The organism is Chryseobacterium candidae (assembly GCF_004916905.1).
Taxonomy (GTDB): Bacteria; Bacteroidota; Bacteroidia; order Flavobacteriales; family Weeksellaceae; genus Chryseobacterium; species Chryseobacterium candidae.
This window is the reverse complement of the sequence record NZ_SDLV01000019.1, coordinates 61,512-79,901: the sequence shown is the minus strand read 5'-3', so window position 1 is coordinate 79,901 and position 18,390 is coordinate 61,512. Positions and strand designations below refer to the sequence as shown.

At 36.1% G+C, this 18,390-nt stretch carries 16 protein-coding genes; 3 read left to right on the top strand and 13 right to left on the bottom strand.

All coding sequences use genetic code 11. The features are described from left to right. Positions 1-15: 15 nt before the first annotated feature. From EK417_RS10480 to EK417_RS10465, 4 genes are all read right to left on the bottom strand, one after another. Complete coding sequence (locus EK417_RS10480; RefSeq protein ID WP_136522137.1) at positions 16-1,290, bottom strand: restriction endonuclease subunit S; 1,275 nt, start codon at positions 1,288-1,290, stop codon at positions 16-18. After that, complete coding sequence (locus EK417_RS10475; RefSeq protein ID WP_136522136.1) at positions 1,283-2,872, bottom strand: HsdM family class I SAM-dependent methyltransferase; 1,590 nt, start codon at positions 2,870-2,872, stop codon at positions 1,283-1,285. Before EK417_RS10475 ends, EK417_RS10480 begins: the two co-directional genes overlap by 8 nt. Before the next feature lie 2 nt (positions 2,873-2,874). Next, positions 2,875-5,946: a type I restriction endonuclease subunit R gene (locus EK417_RS10470; RefSeq protein WP_136522135.1), complete on the bottom strand. Its 3,072-nt coding sequence runs from the start codon at positions 5,944-5,946 to the stop codon at positions 2,875-2,877. Positions 5,947-6,116: 170 nt separating this feature from the next. Next, positions 6,117-7,076 carry a Fic family protein gene (locus EK417_RS10465; protein ID WP_181446077.1) on the bottom strand — a complete coding sequence of 320 codons (960 nt, stop codon included), beginning with the start codon at positions 7,074-7,076 and terminating at the stop codon, positions 6,117-6,119. A 173-nt stretch (positions 7,077-7,249) separates the two neighbouring features. On the opposite strand from EK417_RS10465, the gene EK417_RS10460 reads away from it, so the two are divergent. The 3 genes from EK417_RS10460 (at position 7,250) to EK417_RS21085 (ending at position 8,141) form a co-directional block, all read left to right on the top strand. Continuing rightward, complete coding sequence (locus tag EK417_RS10460; RefSeq protein ID WP_076595533.1) at positions 7,250-7,507, top strand: hypothetical protein; 258 nt, start codon at positions 7,250-7,252, stop codon at positions 7,505-7,507. Positions 7,508-7,509: 2 nt separating this feature from the next. Further along, the gene (locus EK417_RS10455; RefSeq protein WP_136522133.1) at positions 7,510-7,875 is read left to right on the top strand and encodes a zeta toxin family protein; all 366 of its coding nucleotides are present in this window, start codon (positions 7,510-7,512) and stop codon (positions 7,873-7,875) included. Between the two features lie 101 nt (positions 7,876-7,976). Further along, a complete protein-coding gene (locus EK417_RS21085; RefSeq protein WP_168801978.1) occupies positions 7,977-8,141 on the top strand; it encodes a hypothetical protein in 165 nt (54 codons plus the stop codon). 133 nt (positions 8,142-8,274) lie between these two features. Here EK417_RS21085 and EK417_RS10450 read toward each other — a convergent pair whose 3' ends face one another. From EK417_RS10450 to EK417_RS10410, 9 genes are all read right to left on the bottom strand, one after another. Next, complete coding sequence (locus EK417_RS10450; RefSeq protein ID WP_136522132.1) at positions 8,275-11,031, bottom strand: hypothetical protein; 2,757 nt, start codon at positions 11,029-11,031, stop codon at positions 8,275-8,277. A gap of 41 nt (positions 11,032-11,072) precedes the next feature. Further along, positions 11,073-12,101 (bottom strand): hypothetical protein, encoded by a 1,029-nt coding sequence (locus EK417_RS10445; protein WP_110366635.1) that lies wholly within the window; start codon positions 12,099-12,101, stop codon positions 11,073-11,075. Beyond that, positions 12,094-12,897, bottom strand: a complete 804-nt coding sequence (locus tag EK417_RS10440; RefSeq protein WP_076595537.1) for a fimbrial biogenesis chaperone — start codon at positions 12,895-12,897, stop codon at positions 12,094-12,096. Before EK417_RS10440 ends, EK417_RS10445 begins: the two co-directional genes overlap by 8 nt. A 75-nt stretch (positions 12,898-12,972) precedes the next feature. Beyond that, positions 12,973-13,494, bottom strand: coding sequence for a hypothetical protein (locus EK417_RS10435; RefSeq protein ID WP_076595538.1), 522 nt, complete (start codon positions 13,492-13,494; stop codon positions 12,973-12,975). A gap of 315 nt (positions 13,495-13,809) precedes the next feature. Then, the gene (locus EK417_RS10430) at positions 13,810-14,226 is read right to left on the bottom strand and encodes a hypothetical protein (protein WP_076595539.1); all 417 of its coding nucleotides are present in this window, start codon (positions 14,224-14,226) and stop codon (positions 13,810-13,812) included. A 46-nt stretch (positions 14,227-14,272) separates the two neighbouring features. Next, positions 14,273-15,103, bottom strand: a complete 831-nt coding sequence (locus tag EK417_RS10425) for a helix-turn-helix domain-containing protein (RefSeq protein ID WP_110366634.1) — start codon at positions 15,101-15,103, stop codon at positions 14,273-14,275. A 206-nt stretch (positions 15,104-15,309) separates the two neighbouring features. Beyond that, positions 15,310-15,858, bottom strand: coding sequence for a hypothetical protein (locus EK417_RS10420; RefSeq protein ID WP_136522131.1), 549 nt, complete (start codon positions 15,856-15,858; stop codon positions 15,310-15,312). Next, entirely contained in the window at positions 15,855-17,108 is a 1,254-nt protein-coding gene (locus EK417_RS10415; protein WP_136522130.1) for a phthiocerol/phthiodiolone dimycocerosyl transferase family protein, read from the bottom strand. The genes EK417_RS10420 and EK417_RS10415 overlap by 4 nt, the downstream gene beginning before the upstream one ends. After that, positions 17,105-18,388: a condensation domain-containing protein gene (locus EK417_RS10410; RefSeq protein WP_136522129.1), complete on the bottom strand. Its 1,284-nt coding sequence runs from the start codon at positions 18,386-18,388 to the stop codon at positions 17,105-17,107. The genes EK417_RS10415 and EK417_RS10410 overlap by 4 nt, the downstream gene beginning before the upstream one ends. Positions 18,389-18,390 lie beyond the last annotated feature (2 nt).

Here is an 18,390-nt window from a genome sequence, read left to right as displayed (position 1 = left end):
AGCTTTTTTGTATTGTTAATCTGTTACTTTTACTTGTCCGTTCATTAGCATTGGTAGTAACCAGTCTCGGAGAGAAGTAAGTTCTTGGTTTTGTTGAAGATTTAGTTCTCTTTTTCTTCTAATTTGATATACAATTTTTTCAAATCTTTTTTGAATATCTATCGGCGGATAAATGAAATTCAGTAGCTTTATACCTTTAACATTGAAACTTTGAAAAAAGGCACCTTGGTCAATATTATTTAAAATTTGTTTTTGAATATCAATTCCATTTATAGAAAGATAACAAAAGGTAGGACTGATATTTTTGGGTCTTACTGCAGTAATATTTCTCCCAATTCCAGCAATAATTTCTTTAGAAACTTGAGTTGTTTGTGCAACTCTTCCTGCATTAGTAAATAAAATATCATGTTCTTTAATAGTTATTCTACTAGTCCAAAATTCAAAATCTTTTTTAGATACATAATATTTTTTACTTATATCAATTAAGCCATTATCTAGTAAGTTGTTTAATTGTAATAAATAATATTTATCATTTTCAAAAACGTGATTAGGTTTTTTGGAATGCAAGCAATCTACAATTTCGCAAATATCTTCAATATTTTTTATTTTCCAACCTTCTGGAATCTCTCTTTTCAAAACCTCATTATAGACCATCTTACCGCCTGAAGATATATAAGGCTTGCCTTCTTCATTAGGGAAATCAAACTGTACGAACCAATAATCATATAGCGTTTTGGCTATTTGTTCTAGTTTAATATTGATACTATTGTTGAGTTCTATTTTATCGTCTAATGCAGATAAGACAGATGCTATTTTTTGTTGAGTAAGAAGATCTGGTAAGGATATTTTAACTTGTTTTAAATAGTCTATAGTAATAGCTTTTTGAACAGCTCCAATATTATTATTGTATATTTGAGTTAGAAAAAAATCAGATTTCAGCCACTTGATTAGAAATTTTACATCTACTATATTTGAATTTATATTCCTTAGCCAAGTAAGGTTACCATCTTTAAAATAAAAATTTGCATCCTTAACCAAATAAGAAATACCAATTGTTCCAACTGATGTAATTAAGATATCGTTTTCTTGAGGGACTGGAAATTTTTCTTTTATTTCATTATATTTCTCATTAGAAATATATAATGTATCTGATATATTATTTCCTTTTGACAATTCGATAATTTCTTTACTCCTATAAAAAGGGACACCTTTTTCTACATAATCAGATAAATGAATGCGTTTACTAGATCCAACAGAACACAAGTTACCTAGTTGATAATCTTTATTCATATTTTAATCTTTTTAATTGTTTCTGAATTTCAGTGTCTAAACGATTTCCTTCTGCAAAAAGAAGATTCAGACTTTCTTCGAAACCTTGAATCTTCTTTTGAAATTCATTAGCTGTAATATCTGTATATTCTATTTTTACTTCAAAATATTGTCCGGCAGAAAAGGAATAATTCTTTTCTTTTACTTGTTTTGTGGTTACAATTACAGAAAGGTCTTCAACAGCTATTCTATTGTTAAAAGTTTCTACTATATTGGCTTCTTCCTTACGGGTAAGGACAGTACGCTGATTTTTGCCTTCTTTTACGGTTTCACCAAGCTTACTGGCATCCATTAATACAATATTTTTACTATCAGCTTTTTTATCTATAAACAATACAGATACGTTAGTACCTGTGCTTGCAAAAATATTGCTAGGCATACTTACCACACCTCGTAGCCAGCCTTTATCTATTAAACGTTCGCGTATTTTCTTTTCTATACCGCTTTGTGCTGTAATAAATCCGGTAGGAACTACAATAGCTGCTTTTCCACTATCATTTAAACTGTACATAATGTGTTGGATAAATAGCAGATAGATAGCCATGGATTCCTTTTTGGTTTTCGGAATATTAGGGATACCTGCAAAGAAGCGTTCTTTAAAACTATCTTTTTCCAAATCATTTCTGAAATCTGAAAAATCCAGTTTAAAAGGAGGGTTTGATACAATATAGTCAAACTTTTGTTTCTCCAGATAATAAGGTTGTGAAATGGTATTGGTTTTAATGATATTAGGAATACTATGCGTAAGATCATTCAAGATTAGATTCAGTCGCAGCATGGTACTCGACTTTTGCGAAATATCTTCAGAATAAATGGTACACTTATCTTCTCCAATTTTATGAGCCAAGGACATTAATAATGAACCCGATCCTACACTTGGATCATAGCATTTTGCTTGTTTAACGGGCTCTGGAACCAAAATGTTTGCAATAATACGAGAAACAGCATTAGGCGTGTAATATTCTGCATATTTCCCCCCGGAATCTGAATTATAATCCTTGATTAAATACTCAAAAATATCTTTAAAGAAATCATATTTTTCACTGAAATAATCCTCGAACTCAAAACTAAATTCAAATAATTTATTAATCAATGCTTTGCAGAAAGCATCTCTTTGTGAAGCATCAGAAATAAACTGGCTCAATTCATCAAACAATTTATCTTTAGCACCCAGATAAGATTTGATAGAAAATATCCCTGCATTTTGTTTACTAATATCTAATAGTGTATCGTCAAATGTTTTAGCAAAATCTCCATCGTTTTGAATATTGTGCAGATGTGATATTAATTGATCTTGTCTTAATCTTGGGACATTTTCATCCAATAAATCCATCAGGAGATCGGAATCTATATCTTTTCCTAATTTCTGTTGCTCTTTTTTTACTTCGTAGTTAAATTTGTCATTTAAAAATTTATACAGAAACATCTGTGATATAATCTTGAATTCGTTACCGTCGTTTCCAAGGCCAAAATTAGCACAGACACTTTTTAGGTTGTCAATAAGTTGTTTGGTTTTTGTTGTGTATGTTATATCCTGCGTCATTTTTATATTCTGTTGTTATACAGCTGTAAATATTCTTTTCCAATAAGGTTACCAATGTTTTGTCTGGCACCTGCATCTAAATCTAATTTTTCTTCTATCACAAAACTTTGAGCCACTAACCGAACCAAATAACGTTCGAATAGTTCTTCATTATTTAAATAATCTTCCTGTCCTTCAAGTCTGGTGTCTACTTCATTTTTCACCTGCATCAGTGCTCTGTATAATTGAGTTTCTTTAGCATTAAGTTTTCCTTTCTCGATCAATCGCTTATGGATTCGGACGTATTTTTCATCGTTGTTGTACTTGGCTTTCAATAATGCATTTTTACGGTTCAGCTCTTTGGCTTCATCATATATTTTACGCAGCAAAGGTAAGTTTTCTACCATTTCAGCTTGCGTTGTTTCGGTGAGATTTTTTTTCTTGAAGATACGTTCTAATTCTTCTCTTAAACTCACAAAAACGGGATCGTTCTGGTCAAAATTGTTTTGCAGAGCTTCACGTGTTTTACGAAGCTGATCTTTCAGTTCATCTGCCAGCTTTAGTTCTTCTTCTCCTACTTTAATAAATTGGAAAACAATATCCTCTAATGCAATACTCAGAAGATTTTGGGTTTCTTCGGCATTAGCAAGGTTTTCAAGAAGATTGAGATTGTCTAAACGATTTTGAGCTTCAATTAATAAGCGGTTCAGAATTTCGAAGTCTATGAGTTCTCCCAGCCCTTGCAGGTCCTGCAATGCTATCAGGTTTTTTAATTCTTTTGCAGTACGTAAGGCTTTTACCAACTGTAATAATTCCTTTTTATCCGTTAGCTGAGCTATTTGCTGTGAGAATATTTCCCTGTTTTCAGTATCATAATGGAAAAGTGTTTCTTTGATATTCTCAATCTCTTCTCTGATTTCTTCTTCTGATTTGAACAGGTTAGAATACATTTCCATCTCATCGCCAAGCTCATCCTGCAATTCTTTAAAGTACAGTTGATTGGTACGGTCAAAAGCTTTAGATATGTCGGCAAAATCTACTACATAACCATATTGATAGTTTTTGTAAGGACGGTTTACTCGGGTTAATGTCTGCAACAAATTGTGATCCTGAATAACACGTGCTAAATAAAGTTTTTTTAATCGTTTGGCATCAAAACCAGTCAATAACATATTATATACAAAAAGGATGTCTACTTTTCCCCCTTTGTACGCTTTTATCAGTTCCTTACGAGTGGATTTATCATTTTCGTCGTGCAGAATTAATGCAGCGGTTAATTTGTCCTTCTTGCGTTTACTATAAGGAGCAGATGTTTCCGCAACTAATGGTAGTTTATCTGCATCTGTTTCCTGTTTGCCATATTGTTCTTCAAATAATTGGAACAACATTTTAGCTTGCTTAGAAGAATCACAAACAACCATTCCTCCCAAAGATTCATCTTTCCAGCGATCTCTGAATTCTATGAGATCTTTAGTTATATAATTAATTAATCCTTGTGCAAATGGTCTTTCGGCATAAACGTCCGATATTTTGATGTCACCTTTCAGTAATTTGATCTGCTCCATTACTTCCTTCATTTCCATTTTGAAGCTGCCTTCGATTTCTTCACGAATCAAACGTAAGGTGTAGCCATCTGCAATGGAACGGTTATAATAGTATTTGTGAATATAGTTCCCAAAGAGTAGTTTAGAATCATATTCCTTAGTGACTTCTCTTAACAATGGAGTTCCGGTTAATGCAATTATTACAGCATTTCTGTCTGAATTGATAAGATTAGCAAGATAGTTACCTTTTGGATTATAACTTCTATGAGCTTCATCCAAGAAATAAACACGTTGTGTATTAATATCATAATCCGGCAGTTTAATAATGGTTGAATCTTCACTAAACTTCTGAATATTGACTACTGTAATTTCTGCTTGTCCACTATCATTATGAATGGCACCTACAACCTGCAAATCTTTAATAAATTCCTGACGGGAATTAACTTGATTAACTTTTAAACCACGATTAGAAAATTCTGTAGAAGCCTGAATCAATAAATCAATTCTATCTACAATAAAATAGAACTTTGGAATAGTATTTTGTTTCTGGTAATAATCGGTCAGATGTTTAACATTAAAAAAAGCCAAAGCCGTTTTTCCTGAACCCTGTGTATGCCAGATAATTCCTTTGTTTTTTCCTTCACTTAATTTTTGAGTAATCGCCATGGTTGCAAAAATCTGCGGATAACGCATAATATGTTTTTGCAAACCATTTTCTTCTTCTACATAAGCAATGGCATAACGTAATATAAAAGCCAGACGTTCCCTGCTAAATAAAGAAGTAAGTATACGGTGCGTAGGTGTATAAAGTTCTTTATTAACTTTAAACTCAGGGCTATGTTTAATAACTAATAAATTGTTGTCTTTTAGAATTGTATTTTCTTCAGACTCTGAAATTATTCCAAATTTTTGTTTAACTGGAAATTCTTCATCTTCACGGAAATAGTTAAAGTGTAGATCAGCATAAGCTGTTGTTGCATAAAAAGCTCCAAAAACAGGTTCTACGATACCATCTTCATATTCCATATTATTGGAGAAGACCATCAATTGCGTGATATTGGCAAAACGTCGGAAATGTTTGTTTTTGAAACGGCTATTTATACGAGTTCTTTCATCAAGTACCCCTTGCTTATTGTGTGGTTTTTTTACTTCTACAAAAGCCAGTGGCATACCATTTATCAAAATTGTAATATCTGGTCTGAATTCTTCGTCTGCGTTTTTGGCTGTTAGCTCAGCTGTTACATGAAAACTATTGTTGTTGAAGTTCTTAAAGTCTATCAGTTTAATGCCAGAGTTAGCAGTAAGTCTTTGAAAAAACTTTCTTCCTAAATCCTCATAGTCTAATTCTAAAGTAATTTCATCTAATACACGTAAGATATCTTCTTTGGATATATCCGAATTGATGCGCAAAAGACTTTCTACAAAAATTTCTTCAAAAATATTAGTTTGATCTCTACGATTCTGTTCTGAAAATGGAATATACTTATAGCCCAACTTCATAAGATGAAGAAGGGCCGGTATTTTAACTCTGGAATTTTCGTTAAATGCCATTAGAAATTTTCTGTTATTATTTTGGTTCGGCAAAGATAAGATTCCGAGATCCTCAAACGAAGAAATAAGACAAGTAATTTCTATTTTTTAGTGTTAAAATTTCTATTATTTTATTATCAATATTTAAGAGTTTGAAGGATTTATTGATCGTCTAAATTAATATTGCTTCTTTATTCTTTAAACCAATATTCTGTCAGCCTCTGTTCTCCGGATTTTAATAAAATACCCTGTTCAACCGCCCATTTCAGGTCTCTGCTTGCAGTGGGAGCGGAAATACTCCTGAAGTTCTGCATATAGTCTTTCCTGCTGAACGTATTTTGTTTTACTTTCTCTTTAAATAAGAAAATTCTGTCTTCTGTATACAATGTTTTATTTTGAGATTGTAAAAGTTCCTGTAGAGATTCGAGGATAATACCGAGCATAAATTCTATAAAAGGGGTAGAAATTCCCTTTTTATCAGATTCTGATAAGGTATTATAATATTCAGCCTGTTTTTGTTTGATTAGGGTTTCTACGGGCAGATATTCAAATACAGGATATTGCTGCATCAGAATCAAGGTTTGCCAGAGCCTGCCCATTCTTCCGTTACCATCTGTAAAAGGATGTATAAATTCAAACTCATAGTGGAAGACACAGCTTTTAATTAAAATCAGGTCTTTGTCTTTTTTCAGGTAAGCAAAGAGGTCTTTCATTAATCCTTTTACCATGGTGCCTCCCGGTGCTATATGTTCTACTTTTGAACCTTTAATGATGCCCACATTAGTGGTTCTTAACTTACCGGGATGGGCAACCAGACCTTTCATCAGAATGGAATGTGCTTTTTCCAGATCTTTTAAGTGATAAGGATTAAGCTGATTGATTTCTTCATACACCTGTATCGCATTCTGTACTTCAAGAATATCTTTTTGAGGAGCAATGACTCTTTTATTTTCCAACAAAGCAGTTATCTGCTCTTCAGTAATAGTATTTCCCTCAATTTCCAATGAAGCCTGAATGGTTTTGATTCTGTTTTTCTTTCTTAATTCAGTGACAGGTTTATAAAGATGTGATGCATTGATTTCTCCTATCTTCTCAGAAATAGAAGCCACTAAGAATAAAATGGTGTCTGTAATGGTATAGGGAGTTTTCATATTCTTGATAGTATCATATGATACTATCAAAGATAGGGATTTATATGAGAACCGGTTAGATATTTTGAAAATAAACTAGTGATTGAAGTCTAAAAAGACAGTTTGGTTGGTCTACACATTCTTAGAACCATTTATTGTATAATTCAAATTTTATTTGTAAATTCGAGAGTATTATGAAAGTAAAATTCCCACCTAATAACAGTAAAGTTCTTGTAAAAAAATTACGTGAACAAAAACTTCGTGCAGGGCAACCTTTTATGATCAATACAAAGGAATTAGGAACTAAAGAATGTTATCTTGAATATCCTGATGGAACTATCGTAGTAGTTTCAGCTCAACAATCAAAAACGGATATTAATATTCTGAGAAGGCTTTCTGATAATGAAGCAAAAGGTTTGCGAAAAAAATTGAGTTTTGCCGAACTTGTATAAAAATGCCCAATCTATATATTATCACTGGGTCTAATGGAGCAGGAAAGTCGAGTTTAGGTACAGCCTATATTCCTGAATCATTACGAGAAGACGTTTTTGACGGAGATAAGCTATTGATGATAAAGAAGAAGGAGTTTTGGGATAGTGGAATTAAATCATCTAAAGAATGTACCCGGCGGGCTGCAGAAATTGTACACACAACTTTTGAGAACCTAACAGATTCAGCACTTGCTAATCAAGTGAATTTTGCTTATGAGGGACATTTTACCAACGAAGCAACATGGGATGTTCCAAGAAGATTTAAAAATTTTGGATATAATATTCATCTTATTTTCTTTGGATTAACAGATACAAATATTTCGAATTAAGAGTAATTACAAGATCAAAGGAAGGTGGGCATTATGTTGATCCGGCGACAATTGCTGCTAATTTTTATGGTAATCTTGAAAAACTAGATATTCATTTTCATATGTTTGATACTGTAGATATTTATGATACCTCAGGACTTGAGCATATTGAATTAGTAAAGATAGAAAATGGCATTCCTGCAATCTCTGTTGAAGTTTCTGATCTTCCGGATTGGTTTACAAATAATTTACCTAACATTACAAACCTAATCAAGGAAACTTTATAATAGTTAAAATCTCTACTCAATTTTTATTGGTATTTAAGTATCCATTTCTTAATCTTTTAGTTAATTTATACATAGATACTGCTGTGAAAGTTCATAATAATGTAAGTAAATGGTGAGTTATATTCCGATTACTTTAATTCCCAAACTTCTTCACCCTGATCACCTTCTCCCTCACCTTAATCACAAAAGGTTCCAGTTTTACTATTTTCCCGGCTTCCACTTTGAAGGTATCTGTAGAGCGTTCGCAATAGGTGTTGGAAGGCAGAGAGTTTTTGTTCAGTTCAATCCTGTAATTTCCGGAGGGCAGGAAGGAGGCAAATTCCCCGTTGTCATCGGTGATGATGTGCTGTACTAACTGTTCGTTGCGGTAAATATTGAAGAGTACCCCTCCGGTTTTGGGTGTGAAATCTACTGCGGTTTTGGAATCAAAATCATAGGTTACCTTTCCCTGGGTAGTTCCGTTTTGATGAAGAGGAATCTCAAAAGAGTAGTGGTGCTTGTCTACCGTAAATTCGGTTTCATCATAATACCAGCCTTGCTGGATCACCTGTTTCAGGGCATACTTTCCGTAAGGAATGGAGCGGTAACTGATAGAACCGGACGGGTCGGTTTTAAATGAAATATTGTTGAGCATAATCAGGTAGCCTGCCGCTTCTTTGTCGCCTTCATCATAGACATTATTTTCATTCAGGTCATAATAAACAAAGGCTTTGATATTGCCTTTTTTACCCGGATCCAGCGTGCTGTTTCTAAGATTGACGGTTACACCGGCTTCAACGGTCAGCAGATTATTGGTGAAACTTCCTGCAGTATAGCTGAAGTAGGAAGAGTTCAGATACAGGGCATACTTTTCCCTTGAGTACTTCAGGTTCATAAAGCCGGAAGGTGATTTTCCATACAGAACATCATCCGTATAAGAAACCCCTGAGGTGACATTCAGCTGACGGTTGAAGAAGTTTTTATTCACAAAAGCAGAAAGGGACAGCTTTTCGTAGGGAATGCTTTGGTTCATCATTTTTGAAAAAGCATATTCGGAAAGGAAATAACTTCCGTGCTGATAGATCCCGTTCACGGTAAGCCATTTGTAGCTGTAAGTTCCGCTTACTTTCATCTGGAACTGCTGTTTGTCGTTGTCCGGATATTGAACCAATCCTGTCTCCATGCTTAAGATAGAGGAGTGTTGCTTATTAGGGCTCAGCCAGGTAAGGTATTCCGTAAAACGCTGTGCTTTCAGCTGTTTCGTTTTTTCATAAGGCTGTGCATTGAAGAAATTATTATAAGAGTTGGAGTTTTCTTCCTGATACTGATATCCAAGTCCCATCCCGAAATTCCCTTTCTTAGGGAAGTTGATTCCTGTATCCAGTCTTATATTGCTTGAATTCAGGGTGTTGTTGTAAAAGTAAAATTTAGGCGAAAAGTTGGAAGCCATGATGTTGGCATATACATAATGGTCTTTGAAGACCATTGCAGAGAAATTCTGCTGGATCTGCAGGATTCCCCTTCGGTTTCCGGGATAATAATCTGTGCTGTAGAAATAATTTCCGTTCAGATTCACCTTTTTGATCATTCCGGAATATTGTGATTCCAAAGCCAGGGAAGGCTTCGCGGGCTGGTTGTTTTCGTAGAAACTCAGTCCGCCATATAACTTGGTATTCGTTTTCCAGTCTTTGCCGAAGGCATACTGAAGGTCTGTTCCGGCTACATGATGTCTGGCTTTTTCGTAAGGATCATCCCTGAAAATATACGTTCCGGAGATATTACGGGAAGCATTTTGAGCCCCAAGAGTTCCTCTGGTGTAAAATCCATAGCCATATTTCAGAAAAGAATTTCTTTCGATGAGGCTGTACGTCTGGTCTACAAAACCAGCTTCAATTTTCTTGTTTTTATCTGGAGAAGTGTAGGCATATTCCAGTCCTCTTCCAAACATAGAGAGTTCCAGTAATTTATTGATATTTCCGATCGTGAATTCGCTCTTTTCCCTGTGATAGGTAAGATAGGTGTTGTTCACAATAGGATCGCTCTGATTCGTCATGGTATAGATATTCCCCCGGATGAAAATATATCCTGAAGGAAGATTGAAGCCTCCCGAACCTACCAACTGATACATGTCAAGGTTTTCTCCGGCATGTCTGTAGCTTGCAGTGATGGTGTTCCTGGTAAAATTGGAAAAAGCGGTGGATTCCATATCTTCATAACGCTGCACTGAAGAAACATTCTGTACGGAAACCGTAGTGTTACCGAATATTTCTCTGTCCGGCTCTCTGAAGCCTGCAATAGTAACGGAAATCTGAGGACTGCGGGATCTGATTCCGGAAGGCAGAAAACGGAACACAAACACAGAGTCTTTCTGTACACCAATACTTCCTTTTTTTTCTATAAAAGCATTTCCCTGCTCAGCTTCCGGAATTTTAAAGACTACCGTTACATTCTGCTTTCTGTTCCCAAGGTTGGAAACCCTTGCCCTTACTTCTACTGAATCCGTAGGCTTATTCACATAGATCAGAGGATTTTCCGCAGTGATGCGCATAGCATTGTTTTCAGTAACGGTGTAAGGTATTTCTTTTTCCGCCATTGTTTTATTCTGCAGGTCCGAAAGACGGAAACCCAGACGGGATTCTCCCGAAACGGCATTATTGCTGACCAGTATTTTTACAGGTAAGAAAAGGTGTTCACCAGGCTTCATTTCAACCTGAAGATTGTTTCCTGAAATATTTCTGAAACCTTGAGGAATCGTGATGTTCAGCTTTCCTTTGAAATCATTTGTGCTTTGATTGTCAAGGACGATGATCAGATCCAGTATCCCTGTTTTATCTGTTCTGGATTCATTCCGGATATCAAGACTTACTCCGGAGCTGCTTTGTGCCGGAATCCATATCTGAAACGAAATCAAAAAAATGAAAAAGATTTTTTTGAACAGGTCTTGAAGCATGGTTATTGGGGGATAATCTCGTATTGAAGGGTGGTGGAATATTCTTCCGATTTGGCATTAATCAGCCTTTCATCATTGGCTTTGGTGGAATATCTGATATCATAATATAGACTAGAATTTCCGGTGGAACCTCCTGTAGCGATAAGCTGGGGAGAAGCACTCAGTAAGATGGGATATACATTGCCTGTGTTCCCTGAAACGGGGGTGAGATTAAGTTTTACGGTTTCCAAAGGAATAAAATTTCCGGCAGGAGAACTGAACTGTCCCTGAAGAGAACGTAATTTGATCTGATAATTGGTATTGCTTTTTACAATCAGTCCATTAGAATAGATGACACTTACTCCGTTAACATAATCAGATATGCTCCTGAATTCCAGTGAACCGTTGACTGCTTTTGCAGAAAACTGAAGCGACATTTCGGGTACATCGGTCGGAGTTCCGCTGAGCGTTCCGATGTGAATCTGAAAATTATGATCAGCCCTGCCAATAATATTGTTGTACTGGTCATACGCCGTAAACTGTATTGGAGCGTTAAATCTGGTCCAGGAAGGGTAGCTTCCCAGATAAGATCCTCCCATAACAGTCAGACTGTATTTTACCTGCAGGTTGTAGTAGCCATTGGGCTGGGGCGGCTGATTATACAGCGCTGCATTGGATTGTGGAATTAAAAAGACTTCCTGGTTGGCCTGAAGAAAAGTATTTAACGGCATTCCGATCTGAGGAATGGTGGGCACAGGCCCCGGATAAGCCTGTCCTGAAGTGGAAACCGGCTGAAATGATATTTTGTTGGCAGGCATCGTATAATTCCCGTCCGTAGAGGTGATAGGCTGTTTCAGCCTCATGGATATTTTCCAGTAAGGAATGTTAAACACTCCATTACCAGCCAGGGTAAAAGTATAAGCGTCAGGATTGGTATTTCCGCTGTAAGAATTAATCTGCAGGTAACTGTTCACCCATGAGTTGTAATTGATCTGTGAGAAGCAGTTCAGGGAAATCAACAGCAAGAAACAGAAGAATGTTTTACTATTCATAGCTGAAACTTAATTCTCCTAATTCCAGATTGTTGTTGTCTCCGTAATCAATCATTACAGAAGCGGTATACTTTCCTTTTTCAAGGCCTGCCGGAAGCGGGATATCCATTTCCCTTTTGTTTCCGGGCATAGTATAAAAGATAACAGGGTCCAGTGACACTTTTTTTCCGGTTTGGGTATTCACAAAGTCAGTGTATATTTTTCCGTCACCCCATACATCTCCCTGGTTGTCAAAAAAGAGGTTGACTGTATTGGTTGTTTTTCCGTATACCAGATTCTGGATTTCAAGTTTTTTAGTTTTGGCGGCAGGCATCTTGTGGAATAATTTGATTCCTGAACGGATGCTTACTTTGATGTTGGCGCCTTTATGATCCACATCATCTACCGGATTCATCTGGCTTACATACAGAACAGCCGTATGGGCAGCCAATTGGTCTGAAAGCACATTAGGAACTGTAATGGTTACCTCAATATCTTTTTTTTCTCCCGGAGCCAGCGTGAAGTAATTATCTTCTTTTTTTACTGAAACCCAACTTGCGCAGGAAGAGGGAAGGGTATTGGCAGGATATGTTACATTCTCACCTTTGCCGTCATATTCCCAGTCTCCAAGGCTTATGGCAAGATCCAGAGAATTTTTGGCACTTACATTGGTTACCGTTATGGTCTGGGTATTGCTGTTTCCGTTCCCCGATTCAAAATACAGTCTTGGCGGCGAAACCGAAACTCCTGTTTGCGCATATCCGTAAAAAGAGGATAGGAAAAGAAGACTGAAAAGGAGAAGAGAAAGTCTGCTCATGACGGAGATTAGTTTTTAAGTGTTGATAAAGTGTTGTGGTAGGTACAACACTTTATCATTACATAATGATAGCTATTATTGAGAAATAATGGTATACGTAAGTTGAGTAGTGTATACTGTAGGATCCTGTCCGGCAATATAATTGTTCAGGTAAGTGTTACCTCCGGCTCCTGTGTATTCAATGTTAATTTTTTTGTCTACCCCTCCGGCAGAAGAAGTTACCAAAGTTGCTTCGTTAGTTGATAACTGTACATTCTGAGCATATTGAGCACCGTTTACAGCGTCAGAACCTGCGCTTGCTTTAATCTGGATGCTGTTAGCCTGGATGTTTTTACCTCCATACTCTAATACATCGTTACCACCTTTTACTTTTACCTGAAATCCTCCTGTACTGTAAATACTTAAGTGATCTGCGTTTACAGAAGTTACACCGTTTGCGTAGTCATCTTTAGTTACGTAGTCTAAGTTAACGATTTTCTGAGCGTTGTTAACGACAAGAGTCTGGATGGGCTTAAGTCTAACGTTCAGTGTTACATTTTGTGCTTTTAATGTAGAGAATCCTACGATAGCGAAAGATGCTAAAATAAATTTTTTCATAAGGTTAAAGACGTTTTTTTGTATTAATTATTTTAAAATTGCGGATGCAAAGGTAAATACAAAGAACATCAGGATCTTTGTGAAAAAATACTTATTATTTGTGAATTTTTACAGAGAAATAAGCGCACATGTATAAATTCTTTTTATGAATAATTACATAAAAAGTATCATTTAAGTGCTGATAAAATCACCATAAAGTAAAAAAAATGCTTTATTGATATTAAACATTAATTTTACTTAATATAAAGGGAATGAATAAATTGCAAGATTGTTATTCAGTGCATAATTATTTTTTTTAAGGCTTTGCTTGATTTTTTACTGAGAAATTAGAGTTAGTATTAAAAAATTTTGCTCATAGTTGGTGTTGGAGCTTAAATTTTTTATTGCATCTTCTAACTCATGATCGATAATATATCTCTTTTGCACCACTCCTTTGTGATGGCTGATAAGATGATATTCTTCAGATCTTTCTCTGTTGGTATCGGTATTACCGATTGTACCTAAATATTCATCATACTGTGCATTAAGCTGAAACCCTGACGGACTTGAGATCATTACAGACTGAACCTCCCGGAAGGAAGACTCATTCCCCTCGTCCGAAAATCCTGTACCCACAGCAAGCATCTGCACCGGATAAAGCCTTACATTAAGTCTTAAACCGTCTGCTGCCTGTGCAAAAGATTTTGTAAAAGCAAAATATAACAAAATGAATAAAATGTACTTTGCAAGCATATAACCTATATTTTTCCCCAAAAGGTTACTTATGTAAATATACAAATTATTTCATTTCGGAGGGATTTTTTCCCGTATGTTTTTTTATAAAATTGGTAAAATTTCCTTCATTGCTGAAACCCAGGTCATAAGATATCTCAGAGATTGTGGAGTTTGAGAAACTCAGAGCTTTTTTGCATTCGATAATGAGCTTTTCAATGATGATATGTTTGGCTGTTTTGCCAAGTACATACTCTGTCATCTCAGTGAGTTTCCTTGGTGAGATATTAAGTTCTTCTGCATAGTATGCTACTTTCTTTGCCTTTTTGTAGTCTCTTTGCAGCAGAACTTTGAAGCGGTTCACATAATACATATAGTCAAATTTGATATCCTTTTTGATTTCTTCAGTGGGAATATGTAAAAGGGCGTCCAGCATCAGTCTTTCTATGGCATTATGGGCAGCAGAGATATACAGGCTTTCATCTTTTTTCCGGAAAGTTTCCATACGTTCCAGGAATATCACTCTCATCTGTTCTGCATCGAGGAAAGGAGCTATAAATATGTCGGAATTATAATTATAAAAAAGCTGGGAATTGATAAAAAGGCTGTCTTTGGTTGATCTTTCATAAAAACTGGATGAAAATGCAATGGAATAGACATCTGATCTTTTGGTTTCCCCGAAAACGATTTTCTTTTGCGGGCCTACGAAGGCAATATTTCCCCCTTTTAATGGGTAGGGAACATTATCTATCGTTAACTGGATATCTTCCAGAATAATATAGATACAAAAATATTCCAAGGTATTGAATTCTCTTTTGTTGTTATTTCTGTTGATAAGGTAATCTAAACGATTGATACTGAATCCTATATTTTTTAACTGATCCGTTATTTTGTACATACATTGTGGGTCATTCTGTTCAAGAAAAATTCTTGCAAATTTTCCATATAAATATAAAAAATTTATCAAATATTAAGTTTCATAGAAAAAAATTAATTAAATCTGTGCATAAAAATGATCTGTTACCTCATGATCATCCGGATATGGTTATTTTTTTTTATTTTTAATTAAATGATATCCAGGATTGTAGCAGTTTTTATTTAAAATTATGGGTTTATATCTGCTGGTACTGGTGTTACTTTGCACATCCATCTTCTTAATCTCCATACTGGTAAATACACAAAAATCACAGATAATATTCCCGCCAGTATTCCCACTACCACAGCCATTGCTGTTGCATCCAGTTTATAATCCTTTGAGAAATTATACTGTCCTATATAGAGGATGGATAATACCAATAATCCGGTAATCAAACCATGTAAAATGCTTAGTTTGGTCATCAGTTTTTTGATATTCAACTGTTCGTCTACCGTAAACTCTATGGCTTCCTGGCTGGCGGCATCCGTTACTCTTTTGATGATATCAATAGTAAGAACTACCGGAAGGAAGACCGCCATCGGCAGGGTAAGGCGGGCCAGGTTTTGAGTTCCTGAAAAGAAATGCGTGTAGCCCAATTCTTTGAAACTGGCATAGGCAATAATGAAATTAAAAAATACATTCGGAAGGACATAGTAAATCGTACGCTTAATGAGAAAGCGTTTGAGGGTGGTTTTCTTTATAGGTCTGGGTTTCGGAGGCTTTATTTTAAATTTCATAGAGAGAGGGTCAATAGCTCGATGGCTTTATCTTTGATCAGATGAGCTTCTTCTTTGGGAAGAAAGTTTTCATTGGACATGAAAGTGAAGTCCATCTGTTGGTTGTATGTACTGGTGACTAAAGTATTTGAATTCAGCCATGGGAAAGCTACGGTAGGACTAAAGACTGTTTCCAGACTGAAATTTTTGTAATCATTAGAGATATTTACCTTTCCCATATTGGATAAGGTGATATCATGTCCGCCTTCACTGGATTTCAGCATATTGATCATACGCCCCACAACAGGATGCATGTGCTCACCCATCCACAGAAGTTCACGGGCTTCCATCTTGTTGATTTTCTCAGTAAGATCCTTTTTGATCTCTTTGGCATTGCTCATAACATCCTTGCTGTTTTTTTTCACAGAAAGTTCTACTGTAGGAGCAAAAGCAAATAAATGATCTTCTTTAATCTCCGGAATAAAATGCCGCACATCTACAGGACTGATCACTTTGCCTTTGGCACGGTCTCCCTGAACTTCACGGAAGGCCTGAATTACGGAAGAGCACAACAAAGCATGCACAGAAATTCCGTTAGCTTTACATTTTTCAGTGATCAGTTTGGTGTCCTCTGAAGTCATTTTCCAGTGAATCGCATAATTTTTTCCCTGGTTTCTCTTTTTACTTTTTCTTTGGATGGAAAAGAATATTTTAGCAAACAGCAGGTAAAGGCTGGCTTTGTATTTTTTTATTACAGTGTTAAAATCTGAAGGCAGGAAATCATCAACAGATTCAAAAGCAACATAAGGAATTAATGGAGCATATGGATTGTCCAGCAAGCTTAAAAGTTCACGAATTAAGGTTACTCCGGTTGTTCCGTCTGAAATACAGTGGGGGATGATCCAAAGAATTTCAGAAGTATCCTGTCCCTTTACCCATACTACTTCGGCCAATGGCTTTTTGGGCGTTTCAAAAAGTTTAAACCATCCTTTTTCAGATTCTTTAAACCAGTCTTCATCTGTTTTACGCTCAACAATACGAAGGGGAATAGATTCAATATCTCTTTGTCCCATAAAAAAAGGATAGCATCCAATATTATGATCAATATTCGTTCTCAGAATAGGATGTTTCTGCTGGATTCTTACTAAAGCAGCTTTAAAATTTTGTTCGGGAATTTTTCCCTTGATTCTTGCCGTATAAATACAGTTTAAGGGCGTTTCCGGATCTACATACATGATCCTTTCCACCATCATTAAAGGTCTTTTGATCATGATACTGCCATTTGTTTTAGTTGTGAATGAATGGTCTGTATTACCTCATCACGGACGGCTAATGCATCGGTGTAAGGTAAATATCCTTCGCTTCCCATGAATGAAAAATCCATTTCACCACGGTAGGTTGAGGTCACCATCGTAGTTGTATTTCCTAAAGGTCCTATTACTGTAGGGCTGAAAATAGTATCTACACTGAAAGCTTTATACTGATGAGGAATCTTAATACGTCCCAGATTGGAAAACATACAGTCGTTGGAAGATTTCCCGTTCTTTAAAAGCCTGGTGAAATTATTCAGCGCATCGTGCCCGGATTCCATCACCATCATCGTGATATAAGGATTCAGTTTTGAGGTCTTCTGTTCCACAGATTTCTGCATCGCACGAAGGTTATCTGAAAAACTCAGTTTTTCATCAGAAGAAACCACTATCATTAATCCAAAAGCAAAAATATGATCTTCTTTAATCTGCCTGGCGAAACGTCTGATATCTACCGGGCAGGAAACTTTATTGAAAGATTTTTCTCCTCTTACTTTTTTAAATGCCTGCAATACTGCTGCACTCAAAAATGTATTGACGGTTACTTTCTGAGATTTGCAGTAATCAATTAATTGTTTGCTCACCGTTTCATCCAGTTTCCAGTGGATCAGATAGTCATTCTGTCTTTCCACGGCTTTCCTACCTACGGGAATGCATTTGATGGCAGTAGCAGCCAGCCTTCCGATAAATCTGGCTTTCAGTTTCTGCCGGCGGCTGTTCAGAATACTGGCCGGAACTACATCTTCGATGCCTAAAATTGGTTTTTCTACCCCGATTTCAGCAGCAGGATTTTCCAGTACCTTCAGGAATTCATGTGAAAAAGCCATAGCAGAGCCACCATCGCATAAACAATGGTGGAACGCAAACAGCATATCAGAAACGTTTTCACCCTTGATCCAGATAAACCGGATCAGGGGCAATTTTTCGTAATTAAAATTGGTGTTCCATTCTTTTCTGGATTCTTCCTGCCACTGATCTTCACTTTGTCTGGTGATGATTCTTACAGGGATAGAAGCAGGTTTTTCAGGAACATTGAACCAGGGAATATTTTTTTCGTCATAACTGATCAATGCTCTCAGCCATAGATGTTTATTTTGGATTCGTGCCAGAGCCTGCTGGATCTCTTTTAATGTAAAAGAACCTCTCAGCCGGAACGCAATGACAACGTTGAAGGGTTCTGTTCCGTCTCCCAGCAACATGCGCTCACCAAATAACAGTCTTCTTTTTATAGGTGGATTCATAG

What these genes read in the sequence shown, in the direction of transcription:
- EK417_RS10480 (WP_136522137.1), bottom strand. Translation starts at nt 1,290, where the DNA reads ATGAATAAAGATTATCAACTAGGTAACTTGTGTTCTGTTGGATCTAGT.
- EK417_RS10475 (WP_136522136.1), bottom strand. Translation starts at nt 2,872, where the DNA reads ATGACGCAGGATATAACATACACAACAAAAACCAAACAACTTATTGAC.
- EK417_RS10470 (WP_136522135.1), bottom strand. Translation starts at nt 5,946, where the DNA reads ATGGCATTTAACGAAAATTCCAGAGTTAAAATACCGGCCCTTCTTCAT.
- EK417_RS10465 (WP_181446077.1), bottom strand. Translation starts at nt 7,076, where the DNA reads ATGAAAACTCCCTATACCATTACAGACACCATTTTATTCTTAGTGGCT.
- EK417_RS10460 (WP_076595533.1), top strand. Translation starts at nt 7,250, where the DNA reads ATGAAAGTAAAATTCCCACCTAATAACAGTAAAGTTCTTGTAAAAAAA.
- EK417_RS10455 (WP_136522133.1), top strand. Translation starts at nt 7,510, where the DNA reads ATGCCCAATCTATATATTATCACTGGGTCTAATGGAGCAGGAAAGTCG.
- EK417_RS21085 (WP_168801978.1), top strand. Translation starts at nt 7,977, where the DNA reads ATGTTTGATACTGTAGATATTTATGATACCTCAGGACTTGAGCATATT.
- EK417_RS10445 (WP_110366635.1), bottom strand. Translation starts at nt 12,101, where the DNA reads ATGAATAGTAAAACATTCTTCTGTTTCTTGCTGTTGATTTCCCTGAAC.
- EK417_RS10440 (WP_076595537.1), bottom strand. Translation starts at nt 12,897, where the DNA reads ATGAGCAGACTTTCTCTTCTCCTTTTCAGTCTTCTTTTCCTATCCTCT.
- EK417_RS10435 (WP_076595538.1), bottom strand. Translation starts at nt 13,494, where the DNA reads ATGAAAAAATTTATTTTAGCATCTTTCGCTATCGTAGGATTCTCTACA.
- EK417_RS10430 (WP_076595539.1), bottom strand. Translation starts at nt 14,226, where the DNA reads ATGCTTGCAAAGTACATTTTATTCATTTTGTTATATTTTGCTTTTACA.
- EK417_RS10425 (WP_110366634.1), bottom strand. Translation starts at nt 15,103, where the DNA reads ATGTACAAAATAACGGATCAGTTAAAAAATATAGGATTCAGTATCAAT.
- EK417_RS10420 (WP_136522131.1), bottom strand. Translation starts at nt 15,858, where the DNA reads ATGAAATTTAAAATAAAGCCTCCGAAACCCAGACCTATAAAGAAAACC.
- EK417_RS10415 (WP_136522130.1), bottom strand. Translation starts at nt 17,108, where the DNA reads ATGATCAAAAGACCTTTAATGATGGTGGAAAGGATCATGTATGTAGAT.
- EK417_RS10410 (WP_136522129.1), bottom strand. Translation starts at nt 18,388, where the DNA reads ATGAATCCACCTATAAAAAGAAGACTGTTATTTGGTGAGCGCATGTTG.